The 20,532-nt window shown below is 72.3% G+C and carries 20 protein-coding genes, 2 tRNA genes and 2 pseudogenes; 17 read left to right on the forward strand and 7 right to left on the reverse strand.

Annotated elements, in window-relative coordinates:
• Positions 1-9 precede the first annotated feature (9 nt).
• On the forward strand, positions 10-834 hold the full coding sequence (locus ACFQ9Z_RS27710) for a GNAT family N-acetyltransferase (protein WP_383024308.1): 825 nt from the start codon (positions 10-12) through the stop codon (positions 832-834).
• A 128-nt stretch (positions 835-962) separates the two neighbouring features.
• Here ACFQ9Z_RS27710 and ACFQ9Z_RS27715 read toward each other — a convergent pair whose 3' ends face one another.
• The gene (locus tag ACFQ9Z_RS27715; RefSeq protein ID WP_383024311.1) at positions 963-1,484 is read right to left on the reverse strand and encodes a DsbA family protein; all 522 of its coding nucleotides are present in this window, start codon (positions 1,482-1,484) and stop codon (positions 963-965) included.
• A 283-nt stretch (positions 1,485-1,767) separates the two neighbouring features.
• Here ACFQ9Z_RS27715 and ACFQ9Z_RS27720 point away from each other — a divergent pair, with 283 nt between their 5' ends.
• A complete protein-coding gene (locus ACFQ9Z_RS27720; RefSeq protein ID WP_383024314.1) occupies positions 1,768-2,226 on the forward strand; it encodes a hypothetical protein in 459 nt (152 codons plus the stop codon).
• A gap of 122 nt (positions 2,227-2,348) precedes the next feature.
• Positions 2,349-2,501 carry a hypothetical protein gene (locus ACFQ9Z_RS27725; protein WP_174266498.1) on the forward strand — a complete coding sequence of 51 codons (153 nt, stop codon included), beginning with the start codon at positions 2,349-2,351 and terminating at the stop codon, positions 2,499-2,501.
• 128 nt (positions 2,502-2,629) lie between these two features.
• On the opposite strand, the gene ACFQ9Z_RS27730 is transcribed toward ACFQ9Z_RS27725, so the two are convergent.
• Together ACFQ9Z_RS27730 and ACFQ9Z_RS27735 are read right to left on the reverse strand one after the other, a co-directional pair.
• Positions 2,630-3,190 carry a CGNR zinc finger domain-containing protein gene (locus ACFQ9Z_RS27730; protein WP_383024317.1) on the reverse strand — a complete coding sequence of 187 codons (561 nt, stop codon included), beginning with the start codon at positions 3,188-3,190 and terminating at the stop codon, positions 2,630-2,632.
• A gap of 288 nt (positions 3,191-3,478) precedes the next feature.
• Entirely contained in the window at positions 3,479-3,892 is a 414-nt protein-coding gene (locus ACFQ9Z_RS27735) for an SsgA family sporulation/cell division regulator (RefSeq protein WP_004002642.1), read from the reverse strand.
• Between the two features lie 190 nt (positions 3,893-4,082).
• Between ACFQ9Z_RS27735 and ACFQ9Z_RS27740 the strand changes: the two genes are divergently transcribed.
• From ACFQ9Z_RS27740 to ACFQ9Z_RS27770, 7 genes and pseudogenes are all read left to right on the forward strand, one after another.
• Positions 4,083-4,544, forward strand: a complete 462-nt coding sequence (locus tag ACFQ9Z_RS27740; protein WP_383024320.1) for a TIGR02611 family protein — start codon at positions 4,083-4,085, stop codon at positions 4,542-4,544.
• A 93-nt stretch (positions 4,545-4,637) separates the two neighbouring features.
• A tRNA-Val gene (locus ACFQ9Z_RS27745) sits at positions 4,638-4,709 on the forward strand.
• 358 nt (positions 4,710-5,067) lie between these two features.
• Positions 5,068-5,564: pseudogene (locus tag ACFQ9Z_RS27750) on the forward strand (extracellular solute-binding protein); the annotation flags it as partial.
• A gap of 33 nt (positions 5,565-5,597) precedes the next feature.
• Positions 5,598-5,847: pseudogene (locus tag ACFQ9Z_RS27755) on the forward strand (Tat pathway signal sequence domain protein); the annotation flags it as partial.
• 250 nt (positions 5,848-6,097) lie between these two features.
• The gene (locus ACFQ9Z_RS27760) at positions 6,098-6,544 is read left to right on the forward strand and encodes an SRPBCC family protein (RefSeq protein ID WP_383024323.1); all 447 of its coding nucleotides are present in this window, start codon (positions 6,098-6,100) and stop codon (positions 6,542-6,544) included.
• Positions 6,545-6,583: 39 nt separating this feature from the next.
• Positions 6,584-6,655, forward strand: a tRNA-Val gene (locus tag ACFQ9Z_RS27765).
• Between the two features lie 55 nt (positions 6,656-6,710).
• A complete protein-coding gene (locus ACFQ9Z_RS27770) occupies positions 6,711-7,130 on the forward strand; it encodes a DUF2207 domain-containing protein (RefSeq protein WP_383024326.1) in 420 nt (139 codons plus the stop codon).
• Positions 7,131-7,242: 112 nt separating this feature from the next.
• Here ACFQ9Z_RS27770 and ACFQ9Z_RS27775 read toward each other — a convergent pair whose 3' ends face one another.
• Positions 7,243-7,968, reverse strand: a complete 726-nt coding sequence (locus tag ACFQ9Z_RS27775) for a 3'-5' exonuclease (RefSeq protein ID WP_383024331.1) — start codon at positions 7,966-7,968, stop codon at positions 7,243-7,245.
• Between the two features lie 168 nt (positions 7,969-8,136).
• Here ACFQ9Z_RS27775 and ACFQ9Z_RS27780 point away from each other — a divergent pair, with 168 nt between their 5' ends.
• From ACFQ9Z_RS27780 to thrS, 3 genes are all read left to right on the forward strand, one after another.
• Positions 8,137-8,703 carry a DUF4365 domain-containing protein gene (locus tag ACFQ9Z_RS27780; RefSeq protein WP_360666059.1) on the forward strand — a complete coding sequence of 189 codons (567 nt, stop codon included), beginning with the start codon at positions 8,137-8,139 and terminating at the stop codon, positions 8,701-8,703.
• Positions 8,700-9,947 carry a hypothetical protein gene (locus ACFQ9Z_RS27785; protein ID WP_383024335.1) on the forward strand — a complete coding sequence of 416 codons (1,248 nt, stop codon included), beginning with the start codon at positions 8,700-8,702 and terminating at the stop codon, positions 9,945-9,947. Before ACFQ9Z_RS27780 ends, ACFQ9Z_RS27785 begins: the two co-directional genes overlap by 4 nt.
• A gap of 207 nt (positions 9,948-10,154) precedes the next feature.
• Complete coding sequence (thrS, locus tag ACFQ9Z_RS27790) at positions 10,155-12,131, forward strand: threonine--tRNA ligase (RefSeq protein WP_383024340.1); 1,977 nt, start codon at positions 10,155-10,157, stop codon at positions 12,129-12,131.
• A 28-nt stretch (positions 12,132-12,159) separates the two neighbouring features.
• Here the strand turns inward: thrS and ACFQ9Z_RS27795 are convergent, their stop codons facing one another.
• The gene (locus tag ACFQ9Z_RS27795; protein WP_383024343.1) at positions 12,160-12,819 is read right to left on the reverse strand and encodes a potassium channel family protein; all 660 of its coding nucleotides are present in this window, start codon (positions 12,817-12,819) and stop codon (positions 12,160-12,162) included.
• A 67-nt stretch (positions 12,820-12,886) separates the two neighbouring features.
• Between ACFQ9Z_RS27795 and ACFQ9Z_RS27800 the strand changes: the two genes are divergently transcribed.
• Positions 12,887-13,447 (forward strand): HIT family protein, encoded by a 561-nt coding sequence (locus ACFQ9Z_RS27800; protein ID WP_383024346.1) that lies wholly within the window; start codon positions 12,887-12,889, stop codon positions 13,445-13,447.
• 34 nt (positions 13,448-13,481) lie between these two features.
• On the opposite strand, the gene ACFQ9Z_RS27805 is transcribed toward ACFQ9Z_RS27800, so the two are convergent.
• Both ACFQ9Z_RS27805 and ACFQ9Z_RS27810 read right to left on the reverse strand, forming a co-directional pair.
• Positions 13,482-15,128, reverse strand: a complete 1,647-nt coding sequence (locus ACFQ9Z_RS27805) for a hypothetical protein (RefSeq protein WP_383024350.1) — start codon at positions 15,126-15,128, stop codon at positions 13,482-13,484.
• A gap of 211 nt (positions 15,129-15,339) precedes the next feature.
• A complete protein-coding gene (locus ACFQ9Z_RS27810; protein WP_383024354.1) occupies positions 15,340-17,541 on the reverse strand; it encodes an elongation factor G-like protein EF-G2 in 2,202 nt (733 codons plus the stop codon).
• Between the two features lie 200 nt (positions 17,542-17,741).
• Here ACFQ9Z_RS27810 and pgsA point away from each other — a divergent pair, with 200 nt between their 5' ends.
• From pgsA to ACFQ9Z_RS27825, 3 genes are read left to right on the forward strand one after another with little or no spacing between them, the layout of a single operon-like run.
• Positions 17,742-18,470, forward strand: a complete 729-nt coding sequence (gene pgsA, locus ACFQ9Z_RS27815) for a phosphatidylinositol phosphate synthase (protein WP_383024800.1) — start codon at positions 17,742-17,744, stop codon at positions 18,468-18,470.
• Entirely contained in the window at positions 18,467-19,375 is a 909-nt protein-coding gene (locus ACFQ9Z_RS27820; protein ID WP_383024358.1) for a phosphatidylinositol mannoside acyltransferase, read from the forward strand. The genes pgsA and ACFQ9Z_RS27820 overlap by 4 nt, the downstream gene beginning before the upstream one ends.
• Positions 19,372-20,532: a glycosyltransferase family 4 protein gene (locus ACFQ9Z_RS27825; protein ID WP_383024361.1), complete on the forward strand. Its 1,161-nt coding sequence runs from the start codon at positions 19,372-19,374 to the stop codon at positions 20,530-20,532. Before ACFQ9Z_RS27820 ends, ACFQ9Z_RS27825 begins: the two co-directional genes overlap by 4 nt.

A 20,532-nucleotide genomic window follows, 5' to 3' on the forward strand; every position in this document is an offset into this window, starting at 1 on the left:
ACACCCGTGATGACCACGACCCTGCGGCCGGCCGAGCCGCTTCAGCACAACGCCGACGGCACACGCTCACGCCGGTACCAGGTGTGCGTCAACAGCCGTCCCGTCGGCGTGCTCCACCTCGGCACCTCGGCGAACCTGGGCGACTCGGTGGCGCGCGTCATCGAGGTGCGGATCGCCGAGCCGGACCGGCGGCGCGGCCGGGGGACGGTGGCCGCGCTGGCCGCCGAGGAGGTCGCCCGCGGCTGGGGCTGCTCCCGGATGGAAGCCGTGGTCCCGGCGGCCTCGGAGGGTGCGCTGCGGCTGGCCGGCGCCCTCGGATACACCCTGCGCAACCGCGCCATGGAGAAGCGCCTGGGCGCCGCTCCGCCCGAACTCCCCCCGGGCAGCCGGGCGCGGCCGATGACCGAGGCCGAGTTCGCCGCCTGGCAGGAGCACGCGGCCGCCGACTACGCCCGGACGTGGATCGGGCTGGGGGTCCCCGAGGACGCCGCGCTCGCCAAGGCCCGCAGGGATCACGACACGCTGCTGCCGCAGGGGCGATCGACCGCGGACACGCACCTCAGCGTCCTCGAACACGAGGGGACACGGGTGGGCGTGCTGTGGCTGGCCCTGCAGGAGGGCAGGGCGTTCGTCTTCGACGTGGAGACCGACCGGGCACATCGGGGCCGGGGACACGGCCGGGCGCTCATGCTGCTGGCGGAGCGCCAGGCGATCGAAGCCGGCCGGCCGGTCCTCGGGCTCAACGTCTTCGCCGGCAACGCCCCGGCCGAGCGGCTGTACGAGTCACTCGGCTACGAGACCAGGGAAAGTGCGTTCACCAAGCCGTTGCTGTGACGGGGCGGTCCGCGCCCGAGCCGGTCGTGTCCGGCCGTTCGCGCCCGAGCCGTTCGCGCCCGGACCTGTGACGACCGCACCCGCGACGACCGGATCCGCTACGACTGCACCCGTCACGTCCGGCCCCGTCACGCCCGGTCGGCCAGCAGCCGGTCGGCGATCCCCTCGATGCGCTCGCGGAGCCCTTCCTGGCTCTTGCCGCCGTCGAGGCGTTCGCCGCCGATGACGTACGTCGGGGTGCCGGTCACGCCGATCGCCTTGCCCTCGGCCTGGTCCGCGTCGACGATCAGGATGTGCCGGCCGTCGATCAGCGCGGTGTCGAACTCCTCGGCGTCCAGGCCGAGTTCCCGGGCCACCTCGACCAGGAGGGGTTCTCCCGCACGGTCGAGCTCCGCCACCCGCTCCAGCACCGCCTCCACGTACGGCCAGCCCTGCCCCTGCGCCAGGGCCTCCTCCGCGGCCTGGGCGGCGGCGAAGGCGTGCTTGTGCTTCTCCAGCGGGAAGTGCCGCAGCCGCAGCTCCAGCCGCTCCCCGTAGCGGGCGCGCAGGGCACGGACGTCGTCCAGGGCACTCAGGCAGTCGGGGCACTGGAGTTCGCACCAGACGTCGAGGACGAGGGCTTCGGTGCTGGCGGGTGAGGAGTCGCTCATGGCCACCAGTCTTCCAGGCGAGCCTCCAGGGGCCGAATCGGGAATGCGCCCGGAGCCCGCCACGGCCGCCGGCGCTTCTCGCGAGGACCGGAGAGACGGGAGGGAACGGGCCGGATCACGGCGGAGGCGGGCAGGAGCTGCGGAGGAGGTGACCCGGAGATCTCCCTGATGTCTCGCTGGGGCATGGCCCCACGGGACCGGGACGGTGCAGGATGGAACGGACGAAGCGCACAGCCCGTGCCGCCCGTCCCCGCCACCCGACCGAGCCCGCCAGGAGGACCGGATGATTGCCGAGACCGTCTGCTCCGCCGTCTCCGCGGCGGGCCTGGGCATAGCGGTGGTCACGGCCTACCGCAAGCGTTACCTCTCCGCCGCGCGTATCGCGGCCTACTCCCTGGTGCCGATCGGCCTGGTGATGACCGGGATCGTCGGCTGGCTCTCCGACACCGCCCTCAGCCCGACGGCCTGGGCCGGTTTCGGAGTGCTGGGCGCGGCCTGGCTGCTGTTCGCCGGAACGCGGGCGGTCGAGCGCAGGCGCGGCGGCACCCGTGCCGAGCGCCGTGCCGAGCGCCGGACCGAGCACGGTGCCGCCCGGACCGACGCGGTGGCGCCGGCCGCCTCGGCGCCCTCGCTCGGCGCCGGCAAGAACCCCGCGACCCGGCCCGCCGCCCCGCGCGCCGGGACGACCTCCGCCGACGATTTCAGCGACATCGAGGCCATTCTCAAAAAGCACGGCATATGACCTGAAACCGTTCAGAACCGGAAGCGGAACGAACCGGTCAGTGGGGAGAACGGTGATCACCCGCACTCGCCGGGGGTGCTGATCGCCAACGGGGTGTCTCCTGGGCCATCATCACCCGCGAGATGCTGGACACGTCAGAGAGCGAGGCCGCGCCGCCGAAGGACGAGCCGCGCGGATGCCTCTTCGCCCTATCCCAGCCACCGCTGATGATCTTCCTTGCGGTGATCGGGTGTCTGATCCTCATGGCTGCGCTGCACGACCTGCTGTTGCTGTGAGCCGTACACGTCCGTCCCGGCGTCACCCGCCGGGACCGGCGTCGCCCCACCGGGACCACGGACCTACACCGCCCGGCAGGGACTGCCGGGGCCCGCGTCGTCCCACCCGCACGAGCCGCGCCCGGCCGTCAGCCCGCCGCCTCCTTGCGGCGCGCCCGGTACGCGGCCACGTGCAGCCGGTTGCCGCAGGTCCGGCTGTCGCAGTAGCGCCGCGAGCGGTTGCGGGACAGGTCCACGAACGCGCGCCGGCAGTCCGGGGCCTCGCAGCGCCGCAGCCGCTCCTGCTCACCGGCCACCACGAAGAAGGCGAGCGCCATGCCGCAGTCGGCGGCCAGGTGGTCCGCCACGGACGCGCCGGGGGCGAAGTAGTGCACGTGCCAGTCGTAGCCGTCGTGGTCCGTCAGGCGGGGGGTGGTGCCGGCCGCGGCGACCAGTTCGTTGATCAGCCCCGCCGCCGCCCGGGCGTCGGGAGCGGCGAAGATCCCCGCGAACCGGCTCCGGACCTTGCGCACCGCCGACAGGTCGAAGTCGGACAGCACCCCGACGTCACTGACGTTGTGGCTTCGCACGAAATCGGCGAGGGCCGCGACATCCGGCAGCCCGTCCACCGCCGTACCGTCGTCCGGCGCGGAGTTCACCAGATCCACCACGGTGTCTAGGGCGCAGCGGGTGTCGTGGGTGATCAGCACGTTTCGCTCCCTGGCCTGGAGGTCGGGCGGACGCCCGCCGATGCCGGCCGATAGTAGCGACAACCGCGCCCACCGCACCGGCTACCGCCCGCCGGCGGACCGCCGGCCCGGCGCCCCCGTGCTCCCGGGGGGTCCCGAGTGTCCCACGCCCGGACGCGCGCGGTACACAGGCGGACGCCATCACCGTGAGCGCTCACGGTGACGGCGAGGGCCTGCCGTATGCGGTTGTCCTTGAGCCCGAGCCGTCTCCCCGAGTGGACGGCGCCGGGCGGCTTGGAGGGGGGCGACCTAGCTCTCCGCCAGGATGTGCGACAGCTCCTGATCCAGGTCGAAGTGCCGGTGTTCCGTGCCGGGCGGCACGGCGGCGTCGGTCCGCTTCAGGAAGGACTCCAGGGCCCGCGCCGGGGCCTCGAGCAGAGCCTCTCCCTCAGGGGAGCTGAGGGCGATGCAGACCACGCCCTGACCGTGACTGCGGGACGGCCAGACACGGACGTCTCCGGTGCCGGTGGGACGGTGGAGCCCTTCGGCCAGGAGGTCGCGGGCGAACACCCACTCGACGGTCTCCTCGGCTCCGGTGTGGAAGGTGGCGTGCACGGCGTAGGGGTCGGCCGTGTCGTACCGCAGGCCTGCGGGGACAGGCAGGGAGGACTCGCTCGACACAACGAGGCGCAGGTGCAGCTCGCAGCTGACCGTGGTGTTCATAAGCGCCAGGGCCTTTCGCTCAGTGTGCGCTCGGGGATTCGCACGTCGGCGAAATCGACATGCCACCTACGGTGCCGTTGTAAACCCCTCTGAGGGTTTTGCGTGTCTTTAGGTAACTCTTCCGGCCGAGAACTTCCGTGAGACCTGCGACCATTCCAGTGACTGATTCCCTACGGTAGGGTTTGTCTGCATGAATACGGGGAGTGACGAGCCGGGCGAGGTCGGCGTGGCCATCGACGAGGCGGACGGCATGAAGGCAGACGAGGAGCGGGCCGAGCGGGGACTCGGCTCCAAGGCTCCGCAGTTCGTCAAGTCGCGCAGGGTCCTGCACCTGAGCTGGCAGGTCGGCGTCTTCGTGATCGGCCTGGCGGTCGTCGCGGCCGGCATCGTCATGCTGCCCCTGCCCGGCCCGGGCTGGGTGGTGATCTTCGGCGGCATGGCCATCTGGGCGACCGAGTTCGTCTGGGCCCAGCTCGTGCTGCGCTGGACCAAACGCAAGGTCACCGAGGCGGCCCAGCGGGCCCTCGACCCCCGGGTGCGCCGGCGGAACATCACGCTCACGGTGATCGGGCTGGTGATAGCCGGCGTCCTGGCGGGGATATACCTGTGGAAGTTCGGCTTCGTCATGCCCTGGAAGATCAAGGACCAGTGACCCGGGTGCCCGCCGGTGCGCCGCGCACCGGCGGCTCGGCCCTGGCCTGGTCCGGGGCACCCTCTGACATGGGGTAATGTTCTTCCTGCGCCCGGGCGATTAGCTCAGTGGGAGAGCGCTTCGTTCACACCGAAGAGGTCACTGGTTCGAACCCAGTATCGCCCACCCGGAAGACGGCCCACCTGCGAACAGCAGGTGGGCCGTCGTCGTTGTGGGCCGTGCGGTACGCCGTCGTGCCGGTCCCGCCGCGGGACTCGTGGGGTCGCCCACACCCGGGACCGCCATGCACCGCCTCACGCCTTGCCGCACGGCCCTGCCGAGCCGCCTGCGGTCGCCTCACGCCTCGTGGGCCACCCGCTCGTGTTCGCCCCCCACGGCCACACCTCCCGCCCGACGGCCCACCCGGGCCGGCCGAGCACCGTTGCCTGCCGCTGTCCCAGGGGCGAAGAGATTCCTGCCCGAATCACTGACGCACTCCTGGCCCCTCCGACCTTGCGTCGGTCAGCAGCGCTCGCTTGAAACGATTCACGAGCGGCGGCGACGCTGCCGGGAGGGGCCCGACCGTGGGACCCGGGAGGATCTTGAGAGGCGTACGGTCCGGAGGGCGGCCGGGGCGTCGGCCGCCGCGCTCGGGCTCGCTGCGACGGCCGGATGCGGTGGCGGCAGCGGTGCCGGCGCCGGAGCCGGCGCGGTGACGATGCGTTACTCCCGGGCGGGGCGCCGAGGAGCGGGACAAGAAGATCAACCGGACGATCGCACTCTTCGGGAAGAAGCACCCCAAGATCAAGGTCAAGACCGACTTCCAGACGTATCAGTCGTTCCGGGAGAAGCTCCGGACGCGGGCCGCGGCGGAATTGCCCCGGACGTTTTCCAGAACGCCGTCACATTCCTTCGGAAGTACGACAAGCGCGGAATTCTCCTCGACCTCAAGTCCCAGGTGCGGCAAGGAAATCTGAGCCTGGATCACTTGCGGCGGGCGTCACCGCGGTCGGCGGGGCCGACGGCAAGCAGCTCGGAATTCGGTTCCAGCACCATGGCGCCGGTCATCGAACAAGGCGCCTGTGGCGCTACTGCATCGACGGCTGCGCCTGGGGCAACTCCTGACTCCCGCCCGAGCTGTGGCTCTGGTACGCCTGCCCGCGCAGCGGCCGTTCCGACGTGGTCCGCTTCGCCGAGGCGACGACCCGGCACACCGGCGAGGTCGACGGACCACCTTGGCAAACGGGCGGGCTTCGGCACCCGGCACGGCGTGCGGCCCTTCGCCGACAGCGCCGAGCGGCAGCGCATCGCCAACACCGCCTACGGCGCTTGTGCTGGGCCGGGGCGCGCGTGCTGTCGACGATGGACGCGTCGTCCGCGGTCTGGACGGCGGCGTAGGCCTCGCGGCCATCGAGAACCCGGCCCTGCTCGGCGACCGGATGCCCGGCCGGCGGGCGAGGGGGAGCGCCGTCGCACGGGCGGCGGCGCTCGCCCCCCGATTGTGGTACGCGTCACTCGCGGGCGCATGAGTACGCGTACTCAGATCCGCGCCCCGTCGCGGGCAGACTCGGGTCATGGACTGGAACCACTACCGCTTCCGCACCCTGTGGTCCCTGGCCGCCCCGCGGGACGCGGTGTTCGCCGTGTTGGAGCGGCCCGAGGACTATCCGGGCTGGTGGCCCCAGGTGCGCTCGGCCACCCGGCTCGACGCGGCCACCGGCGTCCTCACGATCCGCTCGCTGCTGCCGTACGACCTGACGCTCGCCCTCCGCGAGACGCGCCGCGATCCGGCCGCCGGCGTGCTCGAGGCCGCCGTCTCCGGCGACATCGAGGGATGGGCCCGCTGGACGGTCACCTCCGGCGGGCCGGGCACGCTCGCCCGCTACGACCAGGTCGTCGACGTCACCAAGCCCCTGCTCAGGCGGCTGGCCGTCCCGGGCCGCCCACTCTTCAAGGCCAACCACCGGCTGATGATGGCCGCCGGGCGCCGCGGACTGCTGCGCCACCTCGAAGCGGTTTGAAGTAACCCCGCGGGGACCTGTATTGTTCAGTGCGTTCCCGGGCGATTAGCTCAGTGGGAGAGCGCTTCGTTCACACCGAAGAGGTCACTGGTTCGAACCCAGTATCGCCCACCGGGGAAAGCCGGTCTGCAGACGCAGACCGGCTTTTTCATGTCGTTCGAACGTCTTGAGGGGGGCGTCCTGGCCGACGGGACGAGCCGGAGAAGGCAACGCGGGGTGGGTCGGCGCCGAGATACGCGCCGACGGCAGCGCCCGCATCACCGAGGTCATCGACTACGACCTCGGGCAGTCGGGCGACTCGCACGGCATCTACCGCCTGAAGATCGGCGATCCCGGCCGCCTGGTCGGCGGAGTCCACCGCCACCGCATCCAGTACGTGCTCCCCGAGGCGGTGAGAGGCCACCGGTTCGCCTGGGACGCGGTCGGCGCCGGCTGGCAGGTCGACCGGGCGAACGCGGAGGTCCACGTCGCGGGCCCCGTGACTTCACCGGACTCCGCTGCGAACGCGGCACCTGGGACGACGGCGAACCCTGCACGGCCGTGCGCAGCGGACCGGGGCACCTCGTCGTCAGGACCGGCGAGCTGAGCGGCAAGGAGGGCCTCACCCTCTACGCCACCGCCGCGAAGACCGGGGCCGCCGGCCCGGCGGCCCCGCCCGCGGCGCCCCGGCGGGGAGCCGGCACCGGCGCCCCGATCGCTCAGGCGGCCGCCGGCAACTCGGGCCGCAGAGGCCAGTCCGTGCTGACGATCTCCGCCGAGCCGCTGCGGGCGAACCAGGCCTGCAGGCCGCGCGCCTGGGCCGCGTGCCAGTCGGCCTGGAGGGTGTGCAGCTCGGCGGGGGACAGGCGCTCCAGGCGGGTCGTGAAGCGGCGGCCCACCGCGCGTACGACCTCCAGCGCGGCCAGCGCGTCGGCCGCCGCGTCGTGCGCGCCCTCCAGGGCCACCCCGTAGTGCGTGCACAGGTCGGTCAGCGTGCGGCGGCCCTTGCGGTAGCGGTCCAGGTGCTTGTCCAGCACCCGCGGGTCCAGCACCCGCAGCGGGGCGGCACGGAACCACTGCTCCAGCGAGGACGCCCGGTGCCGACGCAACTCCCGGTCCAGCAGGGTGAGATCGAACGGCGCGTTCATCACCACCAGCGGCCGCCCCATCGCCGCCTGCTCGGCGAGCCGGTCGGCTATCTCGTACATCACCGGCGCCGGCCAGCGGCCGTTGTGCTGCAGGTGTTCCTCCGTCAGCCCGTGCACCGCGGTCGCCGCCTCGGGCACCGGCACTCCCGGGTTCACCAGCCAGCGGACGATCCGCGGCCGGGCGCCCGGCGCGTCCTGGACCACGACGGCGGCCGACACGATCCGGTCGGCCTCGACGTCCACGCCCGTCGTCTCCGTGTCGAAGGCGGCCAGCGGCCCCTCGTACCAGCACGTCATCGCAACCCAACTCCTCGTTCAGGCCCAGCAGCTGACGTTCCGTCTTCTGCCTGTTTGGTGATACCCGGGCCGTTTGCGCCGTACGCCGGGAGGACACAACAGGAGTACGGGTCTTTGCAGTTCAGCGGCCCGACACGGGGAAACCCACGGCTCGGAAGGCTGTTGGTCATGGCCATCGCACAGCCCGAGCGGGGCGGGCTGCTGCCCGAACGCACGGGTCACCTCCGCGGCACGCTCGCCACCACCGCCTGCATGGAGACACTGCAGGTCGGTTATCTGCACGCGGTCGCCGCCGCGGCCGGCTGCTCGCTGTCCCAGCCCTTCCCGGACAACGGCATCGACTGGCACGTCAGCCACAGTTCACCCGGGCACACCGTCGACGACGAGGTCACCATCAAGGTGCAGCTCAAGTGCACCTACCAGATCGCGCCCAACCCGCCGGGCCGCTTCTTCTCCTTCACGCTCGACAACGACCACCTGCGCAAACTCGCCCGCACACCCGTCTCGGTGCACAAGATCCTCGTCGTCATGCTGGTCCCGCGGTCCCAGGACGACTGGCTGCGCGCGAGCCACGACCGGCTCGACCTGAGGCACTGCTGCTACTGGGTCGACCTGGCCGGTCATCCGGTCACCGGCCGGCACCGGACCACGGTGCGGATACCGACCTCACGCATCTTCGACGACCGGGCGCTGTGCGAGATCATGACGCGGGTCGGAACGGGAGGCAGGCCATGAGGAGCCGTCCCCAGGAGGAACTTCCGCGCCAGGCCCGGCCGCACCCCGGCGACCCCGCCCGGCGACGGCCGCCCGACCCCGCCGCCGTCGATCCCGCCGCGGTCGATCCCGCCGTGCTCGCCGCCCTGCTGCACCGGCACGGCTGGCAGCGGCGCGGGGGAGCGGCCGGACGCTACGGCCGCTGGACCCCGCCGGGCCCCGGCGGCGCCGGCACCAGCCTGCTCGTCCCCGAGAGCCGCGCGTTCCCCGACAGCGACGACCTGCTCGGCGAGGCCGTCGACGCGCTCGCCCGCAGCGACACCCCGTCCGCGCGCGAGGTGCTGATCTCCCTCGCCGTGCCCAGCGACGAGATCCGCTGGTGGCGGGACGCCCCGGGCGGACCGTCCGGGGCCGCGCCCTGGACGGCCGACGAACAACTGCGCGGCGCCGCCCGCCAGATGCTCCTGGCCGCCGCGCTGGCCACCCGCGCCCGGGCCGGCTACCACGGCGCCCGGCACCGCTCGGCCGCCGCGGCCCTGCTCGCGGACGTGTTCGTCGGCCCCGGCGCGGAAGGGCGCCGGCTCACCGCCTTCGTGCCCGTGCCCGCCGGCCGCCCGCTCGCCGTCCGGCTCCACCAGGCGCTGTACGCGGTCCGCGAGGCCGTCGACTACCAGCGCGCCACCGGCGGCATGGACGCCTTCGACGGCGCCGTCGAGGCCGGCGCCAGCCGCGAACTGACCGACGCGCTGACCGCACTCGTGCGCGGCACCGAGGGCGCCCGCGTCGCCGTCGCCTGGGCGCCCGGGACCGCCGTCCCCGAGGGCTGCGCCGTCCCGGCCGAGCCCGTCGAGTTCTCCCCCGGCGACCTGCCCGCCCTGCGCGCGGCGGGCGCCCGCTACCTGCGCGAGGAACCCTCCGTACCGGTCCGGATCACCGGCGCCGTGGTCCGGCTGCGCCGCTCCGGACCGTTCGGCGAGGGCACCGTGCGGCTGCGGGTGCTCGCCGGCGCCGACGTCCCGCACGTCCGCGTCACCCTCGACGAGGAGGACTACCGCGTCGCCGGCCACGCCCACCTGGTCGGGCTCCCGGTCCGGGTGCACGGCCGGCTGGAGCGCCGCGGCGGATTCCGCAGGCTCACCGGCGCCGGCGGAGTCGTGCCGGTACGGGTCGACGACGCCGAGCGGGACCGGCTGATGAAGTCACTGCACGAGAGTCCCGGCTGCTTCGAGGAGCCGTGCCAGGAGGCGTACCGGGACGACGACTGAGGGGCGCCGGGACGGGACCGTGGGGCGTGCCGGGACGGAGGGCGCGGGGCGTGCCGGGACGGGGGGCGGGCCGGAGCAGGGGACCGGGGCGTGCCGGGACGGGGACGGGAGGTAACCGTTTCGCGGTCGGCGGTCCCGGGTCGGTACGATCCGTTGTGCGCGCGCTCCTGGTATGGCGCCGCACCCACCTTCAGTCAGGAGAGACCGGTGTCAGACGTCCGTGTGATCATCCAACGCGATTCCGAGCGGGAAGAACGCGTGGTGACGACGGGCACTACGGCCGCCGACCTCTTCGCGGGCGAGCGCTCGATCATCGCCGCGCGCGTGGCCGGCGACCTGAAGGACCTCGCCTACGAGCTGTCCGACGGCGACGAGGTCGAGGCGGTCGAGATCTCCTCCGAGGACGGCCTGAACATCCTGCGCCACTCCACCGCGCACGTCATGGCGCAGGCCGTGCAGGAGCTCTTCCCCGAGGCGAAGCTGGGCATCGGCCCGCCGGTCAAGGACGGCTTCTACTACGACTTCGACGTCGAGAAGCCGTTCACGCCCGAGGATCTCAAGGCCATCGAGAAGAAGATGCAGGAGATCCAGAAGCGCGGCCAGCGCTTCTCCCGCCGCGTGGTCACCGACGAGTCCGCCCGCGAGGAGCTGGCGGACGAGCCGTACAAGCTCGAGCTGATCGGCCTCAAGGGCTCGGCGTCGCACGACGACGGCGCGGACGTCGAGGTCGGCGCCGGCGAGCTGACGATCTACGACAACCTGGACGCCAAGACCGGCGAGCTGTGCTGGAAGGACCTCTGCCGCGGTCCGCACCTGCCCTCCACCCGCCTGATCCCGGCGTTCAAGCTGATGCGCAACGCGGCCGCCTACTGGCGCGGCAGCGAGAAGAACCCGATGCTGCAGCGCATCTACGGCACCGCCTGGCCGTCCAAGGACGAGCTGAAGGCGTACCTCGACTTCCTGGCCGAGGCCGAGAAGCGCGACCACCGCAAGCTCGGAAACGAGCTGGACCTGTTCTCCATCCCGGAGCAGATCGGCTCCGGCCTCGCCGTCTTCCACCCCAAGGGCGGCATCGTCCGCCGTGTGATGGAGGACTACTCGCGCCGCCGGCACGAGGAGGAGGGCTACGAGTTCGTCTACACCCCGCACGCCACCAAGGGGAAGCTCTTCGAGACCTCGGGCCACCTGGACTGGTACGCCGAGGGCATGTACCCGCCCATGCAGCTCGACGAGGGCGTGGACTACTACCTCAAGCCCATGAACTGCCCGATGCACAACCTGATCTTCGACGCGCGCGGCCGCTCCTACCGCGAACTGCCGCTGCGCCTCTTCGAGTTCGGGACCGTGTACCGGTACGAGAAGTCGGGCGTGGTGCACGGCCTCACCCGTGCCCGCGGCTTCACCCAGGACGACGCGCACATCTACTGCACCCGTGAGCAGATGTCCGAGGAACTGGACAAGACGCTCACTTTCGTCCTCGGCCTGCTGCGCGACTACGGCCTGACCGACTTCTACCTGGAGCTGTCCACCAAGGACCCGGAGAAGTACGTCGGCTCCGACGAGGTCTGGGAGGAGGCGACCGAGACGCTGCGCCAGGTCGCCGAGAAGCAGGGCCTGCCCCTCGTCCCGGACCCGGGCGGCGCCGCCTTCTACGGCCCGAAGATCTCCGTCCAGGCCAAGGACGCCATCGGCCGCACCTGGCAGATGTCGACCGTCCAGCTCGACTTCAACCTGCCCGAGCGCTTCGACCTCGAGTACACCGGCCCGGACGGCGCCAAGCAGCGCCCGGTGATGATCCACCGCGCGCTGTTCGGCTCCATCGAGCGGTTCTTCGCGGTGCTCCTCGAGCACTACGCGGGCGCCTTCCCGGCCTGGCTGGCGCCGGTGCAGGCGATCGGCATCCCGATCGGCGACGCGCACGTGGAGTACCTGGAGAAGTTCGCGGCCGCGGCCCGCAGGCAGGGCCTGCGCGTCGAGGTGGACTCCTCCTCGGACCGCATGCAGAAGAAGATCCGCAACGCCCAGAAGCAGAAGGTGCCCTTCATGGTCATCGCGGGCGACGAGGACATGTCGGGCGGCTCGGTGTCCTTCCGCTACCGCGACGGCTCGCAGGAGAACGGCATCCCGTTCGACGAGGCCATCGCCAAGATCGCCAAGGTCGTGGCGGAGCGCGCCCAGGTCTGATCCGCGCCACCCGAAGGGCCCCCGGGGATCACTTCTCCGGGGGTCTTTCGTCGCCCTCGCGGGAGAAGGTCTGCATCAGCCACGACGAGAACGAACCCGTCACCGCGCCGAGCAGGCCGAGCCCGCAGGCCATCATCCCGGTCGCGATCACCCTGCCGAGCGGGGTCACCGGGACGATGTCCCCGTAGCCGACCGTGCTCAGGGTCGCGGCCGCCCACCACACGGCGTCGCCGAACGTCCGCATGTTGGCGCCGGGCACTCCGCGCTCCTGCTGGTAGACGGCGAGGGAGCCGGAGAAGCCCAGCAGCAGGGTGGACAGGCTCGCGTAGGCGATCACACGGGCGTGCAGCGAGAGCCGGGGGTCTCCCTGCCGGCGCTGGATGACGTCGTAGAGGGGGACGATCCGCAGCGGGCGCAGCAGCGGCAGGAGGACCACGACGGTGTGCAGGAAGTGCGTGCTGACGAAGCGCAGGAACCGCTGTCCGCCGAGCCGCCAGCGCACCAGGTAGTCCGCGGCGAACACCGCCCACAGCGCGAGCATCGTGGCCAGGCACAGGTTCCGCCAGAAGGACGGCAGGCTCACCGCCAGGACCCGGGTGGCATAGGCGGCGATGAAGAGCAGCGACCCCACGAAGAGCGGGATCTCGGTGCGCTGCTCCCAGCGGGCCGCCGGGCTGTCGTCGTCCACCGGCCCAGCTTGGCCGGTGACGTCGTTCGGGCCGCCCCGGCGACACGCCGCGAACGGGCGAAGCCATATGCTGCCTTGCATGACGAGTGAGCCGGAGCAGCAGATCGGAGTGGGGACGCAGGACGCGTTCCAGCGCCTGTGGACGCCCCACCGGATGGCCTACATCCAGGGTGAGAACAAGCCGACCGGTCCGGGGGCCGAGGACGGCTGTCCCTTCTGCTCGATCCCGGCCAAGTCCGACGAGGACGGCCTCGTCGTCCGCCGCGGCGAGCACGTGTACGCGGTCCTCAACCTCTACCCGTACAACGGCGGCCATCTGATGACCGTGCCGTACCGGCACGTGGCCGACTACACGGACCTCACCCTGCCGGAGACGGCCGAGCTGGCCGAGCTGACCAAGCAGGCGATGACCGCGCTGCGCACCGCCTCCGGCGCGCACGGCTTCAACATCGGCATGAACCAGGGCACGGTGGCCGGCGCCGGCATCGCGGCCCACCTGCACCAGCACATCGTCCCGCGCTGGGGCGGCGACACGAACTTCATGCCGGTGGTCGGCCACACGAGAGTGCTGCCGCAGCTTCTGGCGGACACCAGGAAGATGCTGGCGGAGGCCTGGCCGGCCGCCTAGGACGGGACGGTGCCCCCGGGCGCGAGGGCACCGCTCACGCGTCGTACAGGTCGGCCTTCCTCGGCGTCGGGTCCTGCACCAGGCCGCTGAGGACGGACGAGCGGTTGCCGAACTTCTCGGTGTCCACGCCGTTCTCCCGCAGCACCCGGATCGCGGCCGAGTGCACCACCCGCAGCACCGGCGTGGCCGCGCGCAGCGCGTCGTCGGCCATGAAGCGGTGCCGCCACGGCTGGTCCGCCCAGGCGTGCCGCAGCCCGAACGGCTCCGGCAGGGCGAGCGAGCCGCCGAGCCACTTGAGCGCCGGCGGGTACCAGGTCAGCGGGGCGCGCGCGGTGAGCCGCACCACCTCGTCGGTGGTCACGAGCGGCAGCTTGACCGTGCGGTTCTCCCAGGGCTTGAGCGACTTGGCGACCTCCTTGGTGGGCGCCGTCGGCTTCGTGGTGAACAGCGGGTTCACCGGCCCCAGCGCGTGCCCGGTCACCTCGATGCGCAGCGTCTCGTGCAGCACCGTCACCGTGATCATCATGGTGATGACGAGCTGCCCGTCCCACAGCGTCCACTGCACGCCCAGGTAGTGCCGGTCGCCGCTGCCGAACTGCTGCTTGTTGCAGATGTCCTGGATGGCGTGCTGCTTGATCTGGAACGCCTCCACGTCCGTGCCCTCGGGCCGGGAGACCTCCTTGGCGTTCTCCCCGATCGGCGTGACGATCCAGTGCCGTATCGACGGCCGCGGGAAGCCGCCGGTGTTCAGCGGGCCGCGTTCCAGCATGCGGAGCTGGTCGTGGATGGCGCGTATGACGTCCCAGCTGCGGAAGGGGTGGATCTCCCGGGAGGGATCGGCGGGCTCCAGGTCCTCGGCGAGCTGCCAGGAGCCCCAGCGCGTGCCCATGCCGAGTATGCCCTTGGGTCCGGCGTAGAAGACGGAGTTGGACCGCTGCTCGGCGCCGAGCCGGGCCAGCGACTGGCGCAGCTGCTCGGCCGCGGTCTCACCCGGCGCGCGGGGCACGGCCTCGGGGACCTTGGCGCCGACGCTGCTGCCGGAGAGCAGGCCCTCCCAGCGCGCCCGCAGGTCCTGGGCGCTGCGCTCGCAGATCCGCTTGGCCCAGAACCAGCCGAGCACCGGGGCCACGACACAGCCCCGCGCGTACCACCCCCAGAACCCGCCGAAGGGCATCTTCAGCAGGAAGAGCGCGGCCAGCACGCCCACCCCGGTGAGCAGGGCGGTGGCGAGCGCCCCGGCGCGCTTGTCCTCGCGCCGGGAGACGAGGGTGCGCAGCTGGAAGACGAGCAGCCAGCCGATGAACCCCGGCAGGAAGATCAGCCCGCACAGCACCACGACCACCGAGAGCCGGTTGTCGCGTTCGCGGCGGATGTTGTTCGCCGCGAGCGCGTGCTCCACCACGACCTGGGGCTCGGCGCCGAAGGACTGGATGAGCGGCTTGCGGCCGGGGGCCAGCATGCGGTCGACCACGGCCCGTGAGAAGGCCTCGCCGAGATTGGGCCTGAGCAGGGATATCCGGCCGGCGTTGACGGTCGACTGGTGCCACTCGTTGTCGGTCTTCTTGATGTCCTCGACCACGTTGTCCCGGTAGGCCGCCGAGGCCAGCGCGTACGTCGCCGCCTGGCCCTCGTCGCCGGAGACGGGCACCTGGGGTCCGTCCCACTCCGTACCAACCGACATTCCCGCCCCCTCGCCGCCGGTGTCGCTCCTGCGGCCTTCCCGACTTCACTGCCCCGCACACCTGTTGAACAGGCCAACTTGCCGAATCCGCCCGACAACCGCACGGGTCCGGCACGCCGTGATCAGGTGATCAGCGTATCCGCAGCCACCGGCGGCGCGCCGGTGGACGGCCGAAGCCGCCCACCGGCGCACGGAGCCGGGCCGGTGCGGATCACGGGGCCTCGCCCGCCTGTTCGCGGATCCGCTCGGCGATCTGCGGCGGCATCGGCTCGTGCCGCGCGTAGGCGCGGTCGAAGCGGGCCGTGCCGTGGGACAGGGACCGCAGGTCGATCGCGTAGCGGCCGATCTCGAACTCGGGCACCTCGGCCCGGATCAGGGTCCGTCCCGAGCCCACCTGCTCGGTGCCGAGCACCCGGCCGCGCCGGCTCGACAGGTCGCTCATCACCGAGCCGACGTAGTCGTCCGGTACGAGCACGCCCACCTCGGCCACCGGTTCCAGCAGGTGGATCCGGGCGCCGGCCGCGGCCTCGCGCAGCGCCAGCGCGCCCGCCGTCTGGAACGCGGCGTCGGAGGAGTCCACCGAGTGCGCCTTGCCGTCCAGCAGCGTGATCCGGACGTCGATCAGCGGATAGCCCGCCGCCACGCCCCTGGCCGCCTGCGCCCGTACGCCCTTCTCCACGGACGGGATGAACTGGCGTGGCACGGCGCCGCCGACCACCTTGTCCACGAACTCGATGCCCGAGCCGCCGGGCAGCGGCTCCACCTCGATCTCGCAGATGGCGTACTGCCCGTGCCCGCCGGACTGCTTCACGTGCCGGCCGCGCCCGGCGGCCTTCACCGCGAACGTCTCCCGCAGGGACACCTTGTGCGGGACCACGTCGACCTGGACGCCGTACCGGCTGCGCAGCCGCTCGAGGGCGACGTCCGCGTGCGCCTCGCCCAGGCACCACAGGACCACCTGGTGGGTGTCCTGGTTCTGCTCCAGGCGCATCGTCGGGTCCTCGGCGACCAGGCGGGCCAGGCCCTGCGAGAGCTTGTCCTCGTCGGCCTTGCTGTGCGCCTGGATGGCCAGCGGCAGCAGCGGATCGGGCATCCGCCAGGGCTCCATCAGGAGCGGGTCGTCCTTGGCCGAGAGGGTGTCCCCGGTCTCCGCGCGGCCGAGCTTGGCCACGGACACCAGGTCGCCGGCGACGGCGTGGGTCACCGGCCGCTGCTGCTTGCCGAACGGCGTGGACAGCGCGCCGATCTTCTCGTCGACGTCGTGGTCCTCGTGCCCGCGGTCGGCCATCCCGTGCCCGGAGACGTGCACCGTCTCGTCGGGGCGCAGGGTGCCGGAGAAGACGCGGACCAGGGAGACACGGCCGACGTAGGGGTCGGAGGAGGTCTTCACGACCTCGGCGACCAGCGGGCCCTCGGTGTCGCAGGCCTTCAGCTCACGCGTCCTGCCGTCGATCGTGGTGACCCCGGGCATGGGGTGCTCGAACGGCGTCGGGAAGCCGCCGGTGATCAGCTCCAGCAGTTCCACCGTGCCGAGGCCCTGCCGGGCGCCCTCGGCGGCCGGCGCGGCGGCCAGGACCGGGAAGAACGTGCCGCGTGCCACGGCCCGCTCCAGGTCCTGGACCAGCGTCTTGACGTCGACCCGCTCGCCGCCGAGGTAGCGGTCCATGAGGGTCTCGTCCTCGCTCTCGGCGATGATCCCCTCGATCAGCCGGTCGCGGGCCCGGTCGATGTCCGGCACCTGGTCCTCGCCGGGCTCGGACTCCTTGCGCTCACCGGTCGAGTAGTCGAACAGCTTCTGCGACAGCAGGCCGACGAGGCCGGTCACGGGCGCGTGCCCGTCGGGGCCCGCGGGACCGCGCAGCGGCAGGTACAGCGGCAGCACGGCGTCGGGGTCGTCGGCGCCGAAGGCTTCCGCGCACACCCGGGTCATCTCCTCGAAGTCCGCGCGCGCCGACTCCAGGTGCGTCACCACGATCGCCCGGGGCATGCCGACGGCCTGGCACTCCTCCCAGACCATCCGGGTCGAGCCGTCCACCCCGTCCGAGGCCGAGACGACGAAGAGGGCCGCGTCCGCCGCCCGCAGACCGGCCCTCAGCTCCCCGACGAAGTCGGCGTACCCGGGGGTGTCCAGAATGTTGATCTTGATGCCGTCCCATTCGACCGGGACCAGCGAGAGCTGCACCGAGCGCTGCTGCCGGTGCTCGATGTCGTCGTGGTCGGAGACGGTGCCGCCGTCCTCCACACGGCCCGCCCGGTTCACCGCCCCCGCGGTCAGCGCGAGGGCCTCCACCAACGTGGTCTTGCCCGATCCGGAGTGGCCGACCAGCACCACATTCCGTATGGACGCGGGGTGGTCGGCCGCCTTCGCCCTGCCGGCGGCTCCGGGGTGGTGTGTCTGTGCCTTGTCGCCCATGATCCTGCCTCCCGTGCACGGTGAGGTCACTGTGGGCGCGGACACGCGGGACCCGCGTGCTGCGGCGGCTCCGGCGACGCCCGCGGTCCTTCGAGCTTTCCACTCCCGTAACGCCCCGTCCATACGAACGGCCGCGAAGCGGCCACGGGGGCGCGGGCTCGTGGGTGCCCGCCCGTCGCTCACGCGCACGCGTGACTACGATGGGCCAGCCGGAGGCCACCAGGGCCGCGGCGACAACGACCGTCGGGAAGGCCATGCTGAACAAGTACGCGCGTGCATTCTTCACGCGTGTCCTCACACCGTTCGCCGCGTTTCTGATCCGCCGGGGCGTCAGCCCCGACACGGTCACGCTCATCGGCACCGCCGGTGTGATGGCGGGCGCGCTGGTCTTCTACCCCCGGGGGGAGTTCTTCTGGGGCACGGTCGTGATCACGCTCTTCGTCTTCTCCGATCTGGTCGACGGCAACATGGCCCGCCAGCTCGGCCGCTCCAGCCGCTGGGGCGCCTTCCTGGACTCCACCCTGGACCGGGTGGCCGACGGCGCGATCTTCGGCGGCCTCGCGCTGTGGTACGCGGGCAACGGAGACGACAACGTCCTGTGCGCCGTCACGATCTTCTGCCTGGCCAGCGGCCAGGTGGTCTCGTACACCAAGGCGCGCGGCGAGTCGATCGGGCTGCCGGTCGCCGTCAACGGGCTCGTCGAACGCGCCGAGCGGCTGGTGATCTCGCTGGTCGCGGCCGGTTTCGCGGGCCTGCACAAGTTCGGTGTGCCGGGCGTCCAGTGGCTGCTGCCGATCGCCCTGTGGATCGTCGCCGTGGGCAGCCTCGTCACGCTCGTCCAGCGGGTCGTCACCGTCCGCCGCGAGTCCGCCGAGGCCGAGGCGGCGGCCGGGGAGAACGCCGCCCCGGGGAGGGAGGCGGCCAAGTGAGCACCGCGGACCGGCTCACCGACGCGCTCTACGGGCTCGGCTGGAGCACCGTGAAGAACCTCCCCGAACCCGTCGCGGTCCGCCTCGGCCGCACCATCGCCGACCTCGTCTGGAAGCGGCGCGGCAAGGGCGTACAGCGCCTGGAGGCCAACTACGCGCGCGTGGTGCCCGGCGCCGGTCCCGAGCGGCTGGCCGAACTCTCGCGCGCGGGCATGCGGTCCTACCTGCGTTACTGGATGGAGTCCTTCCGGCTCCCGGCCTGGAGCCCCGAACGCGTCAGGACCGGCTTCCAGCCCAAGGACCTGCACCACCTGACCGACGGGCTCGCCTCCGGCCGCGGCGTGATCCTGGCGCTGCCGCACCTGGCCAACTGGGACCTGGCCGGCGCCTGGGTCACCACCGAGCTGCGGACCCCGTTCACCACGGTCGCCGAGCGGCTGAAGCCCGAGACCCTCTACGACCGCTTCGTCGCCTACCGCGAGGGCCTCGGCATGGAGGTGCTCCCGCACAGCGGCGGCTCGGCCTTCGGCACCCTCGCCCGGCGGCTGCGCGACGGCGGACTGGTCTGCCTGGTCGCCGACCGCGACCTGTCCGCGTCCGGCACGGAGGTGGACTTCTTCGGCGACCGGGCCCGGATGCCTGCGGGACCGGCCCTGCTGGCCCAGCAGACCGGCGCTCTGCTGCTGCCCGTCACCCTCTGGTACGACGAGTCCCCGGTCATGAAGGGCCGCGTGCATCCCCCGATCGAGGTACCGCCGTCGGGTACCCGCGCCGAGAGGACGTCCGCCATGACACAGTCGCTGGCCGACGCCTTCGCCACCGGGATCGCCGAGCACCCGGAGGACTGGCACATGCTCCAGCGTCTGTGGCTCGCCGACCTGGACCCCACGAAGGGACCCTCGTGAGAATCGGGATCGTCTGCCCGTACTCCTGGGACGTGCCCGGCGGCGTCCAGTTCCACATCCGCGACCTGGCCGAGTACTTCATCCGCCTCGGCCACGAGGTGTCCGTCCTCGCGCCCGCCGACGACGACACCCCGCTGCCGCCTTACGTCGTCTCGGCCGGCCGCGCGGTGCCCGTGCCGTACAACGGCTCGGTGGCCCGGCTGAACTTCGGGTTCCTGTCCGCCGCGCGGGTGCGGCGCTGGCTGCACGAGGGCGCGTTCGACGTGGTCCACATCCACGAGCCGACCTCCCCCTCGCTCGGCCTGCTCACCTGCTGGGCGGCCCAGGGCCCCATCGTGGCCACCTTCCACACCTCCAACCCCCGCTCGCGCGCGATGATCGCCGCCTACTCGATCCTGCAGGCCGCGCTGGAGAAGATCAGCGCGCGGATCGCGGTCAGCGAGTACGCCCGCCGCACCCTGGTGGAGCATCTGGGCGGTGACGCGGTGGTCATCCCCAACGGCGTCGACGTCGACTTCTTCGCCAGGGCCGAGCCCAGGCCCGAGTGGCAGGGCGACACGATCGGCTTCATCGGACGCATCGACGAGCCCCGCAAGGGCCTGCCGGTGCTGATGCGGGCGCTGCCGAGGATCCTGGCCGCCCGCCCGCGGACCAGGCTGCTGGTCGCGGGGCGCGGCGACGAGGAGGCCGCCGTCGAGGACCTGCCGGCCGACCTGCGCCGGCGGGTGGAGTTCCTCGGCATGATCAGCGACGCGGAAAAGGCCCGCTTCCTGCGCAGCGTCGACCTGTACGTCGCGCCCAACACCGGCGGCGAGAGCTTCGGCATCATCCTGGTCGAGGCCATGTCCGCGGGCGCCCCCGTCCTCGCCTCCGACCTGGACGCCTTCGTGCAGGTCCTCGACCAGGGCAAGGCGGGCGAGGTCTTCGCCAACGAGGACGCCGACGCGCTGGCGCGGGCCGCCGTGGACCTGCTGGCCGACCCGGAGCGCCGGGCCGGGCTGCGGGAGCGGGGGAGCGCGCACGTCCGCCGCTTCGACTGGTCGACGGTCGGCGCCGACATCCTGTCGGTGTACGAGACCGTCACGACCGGCACGGCGGCGGTGGCCACGGACGAGCGCCCGGGCCGGCGTTCGCGGTTCGGGCTGGCCCGGGACTGA

It is taken from the genome of Streptomyces sp. NPDC056580, from assembly GCF_042793175.1.
Classification (GTDB): domain Bacteria; phylum Actinomycetota; class Actinomycetes; order Streptomycetales; family Streptomycetaceae; genus Streptomyces.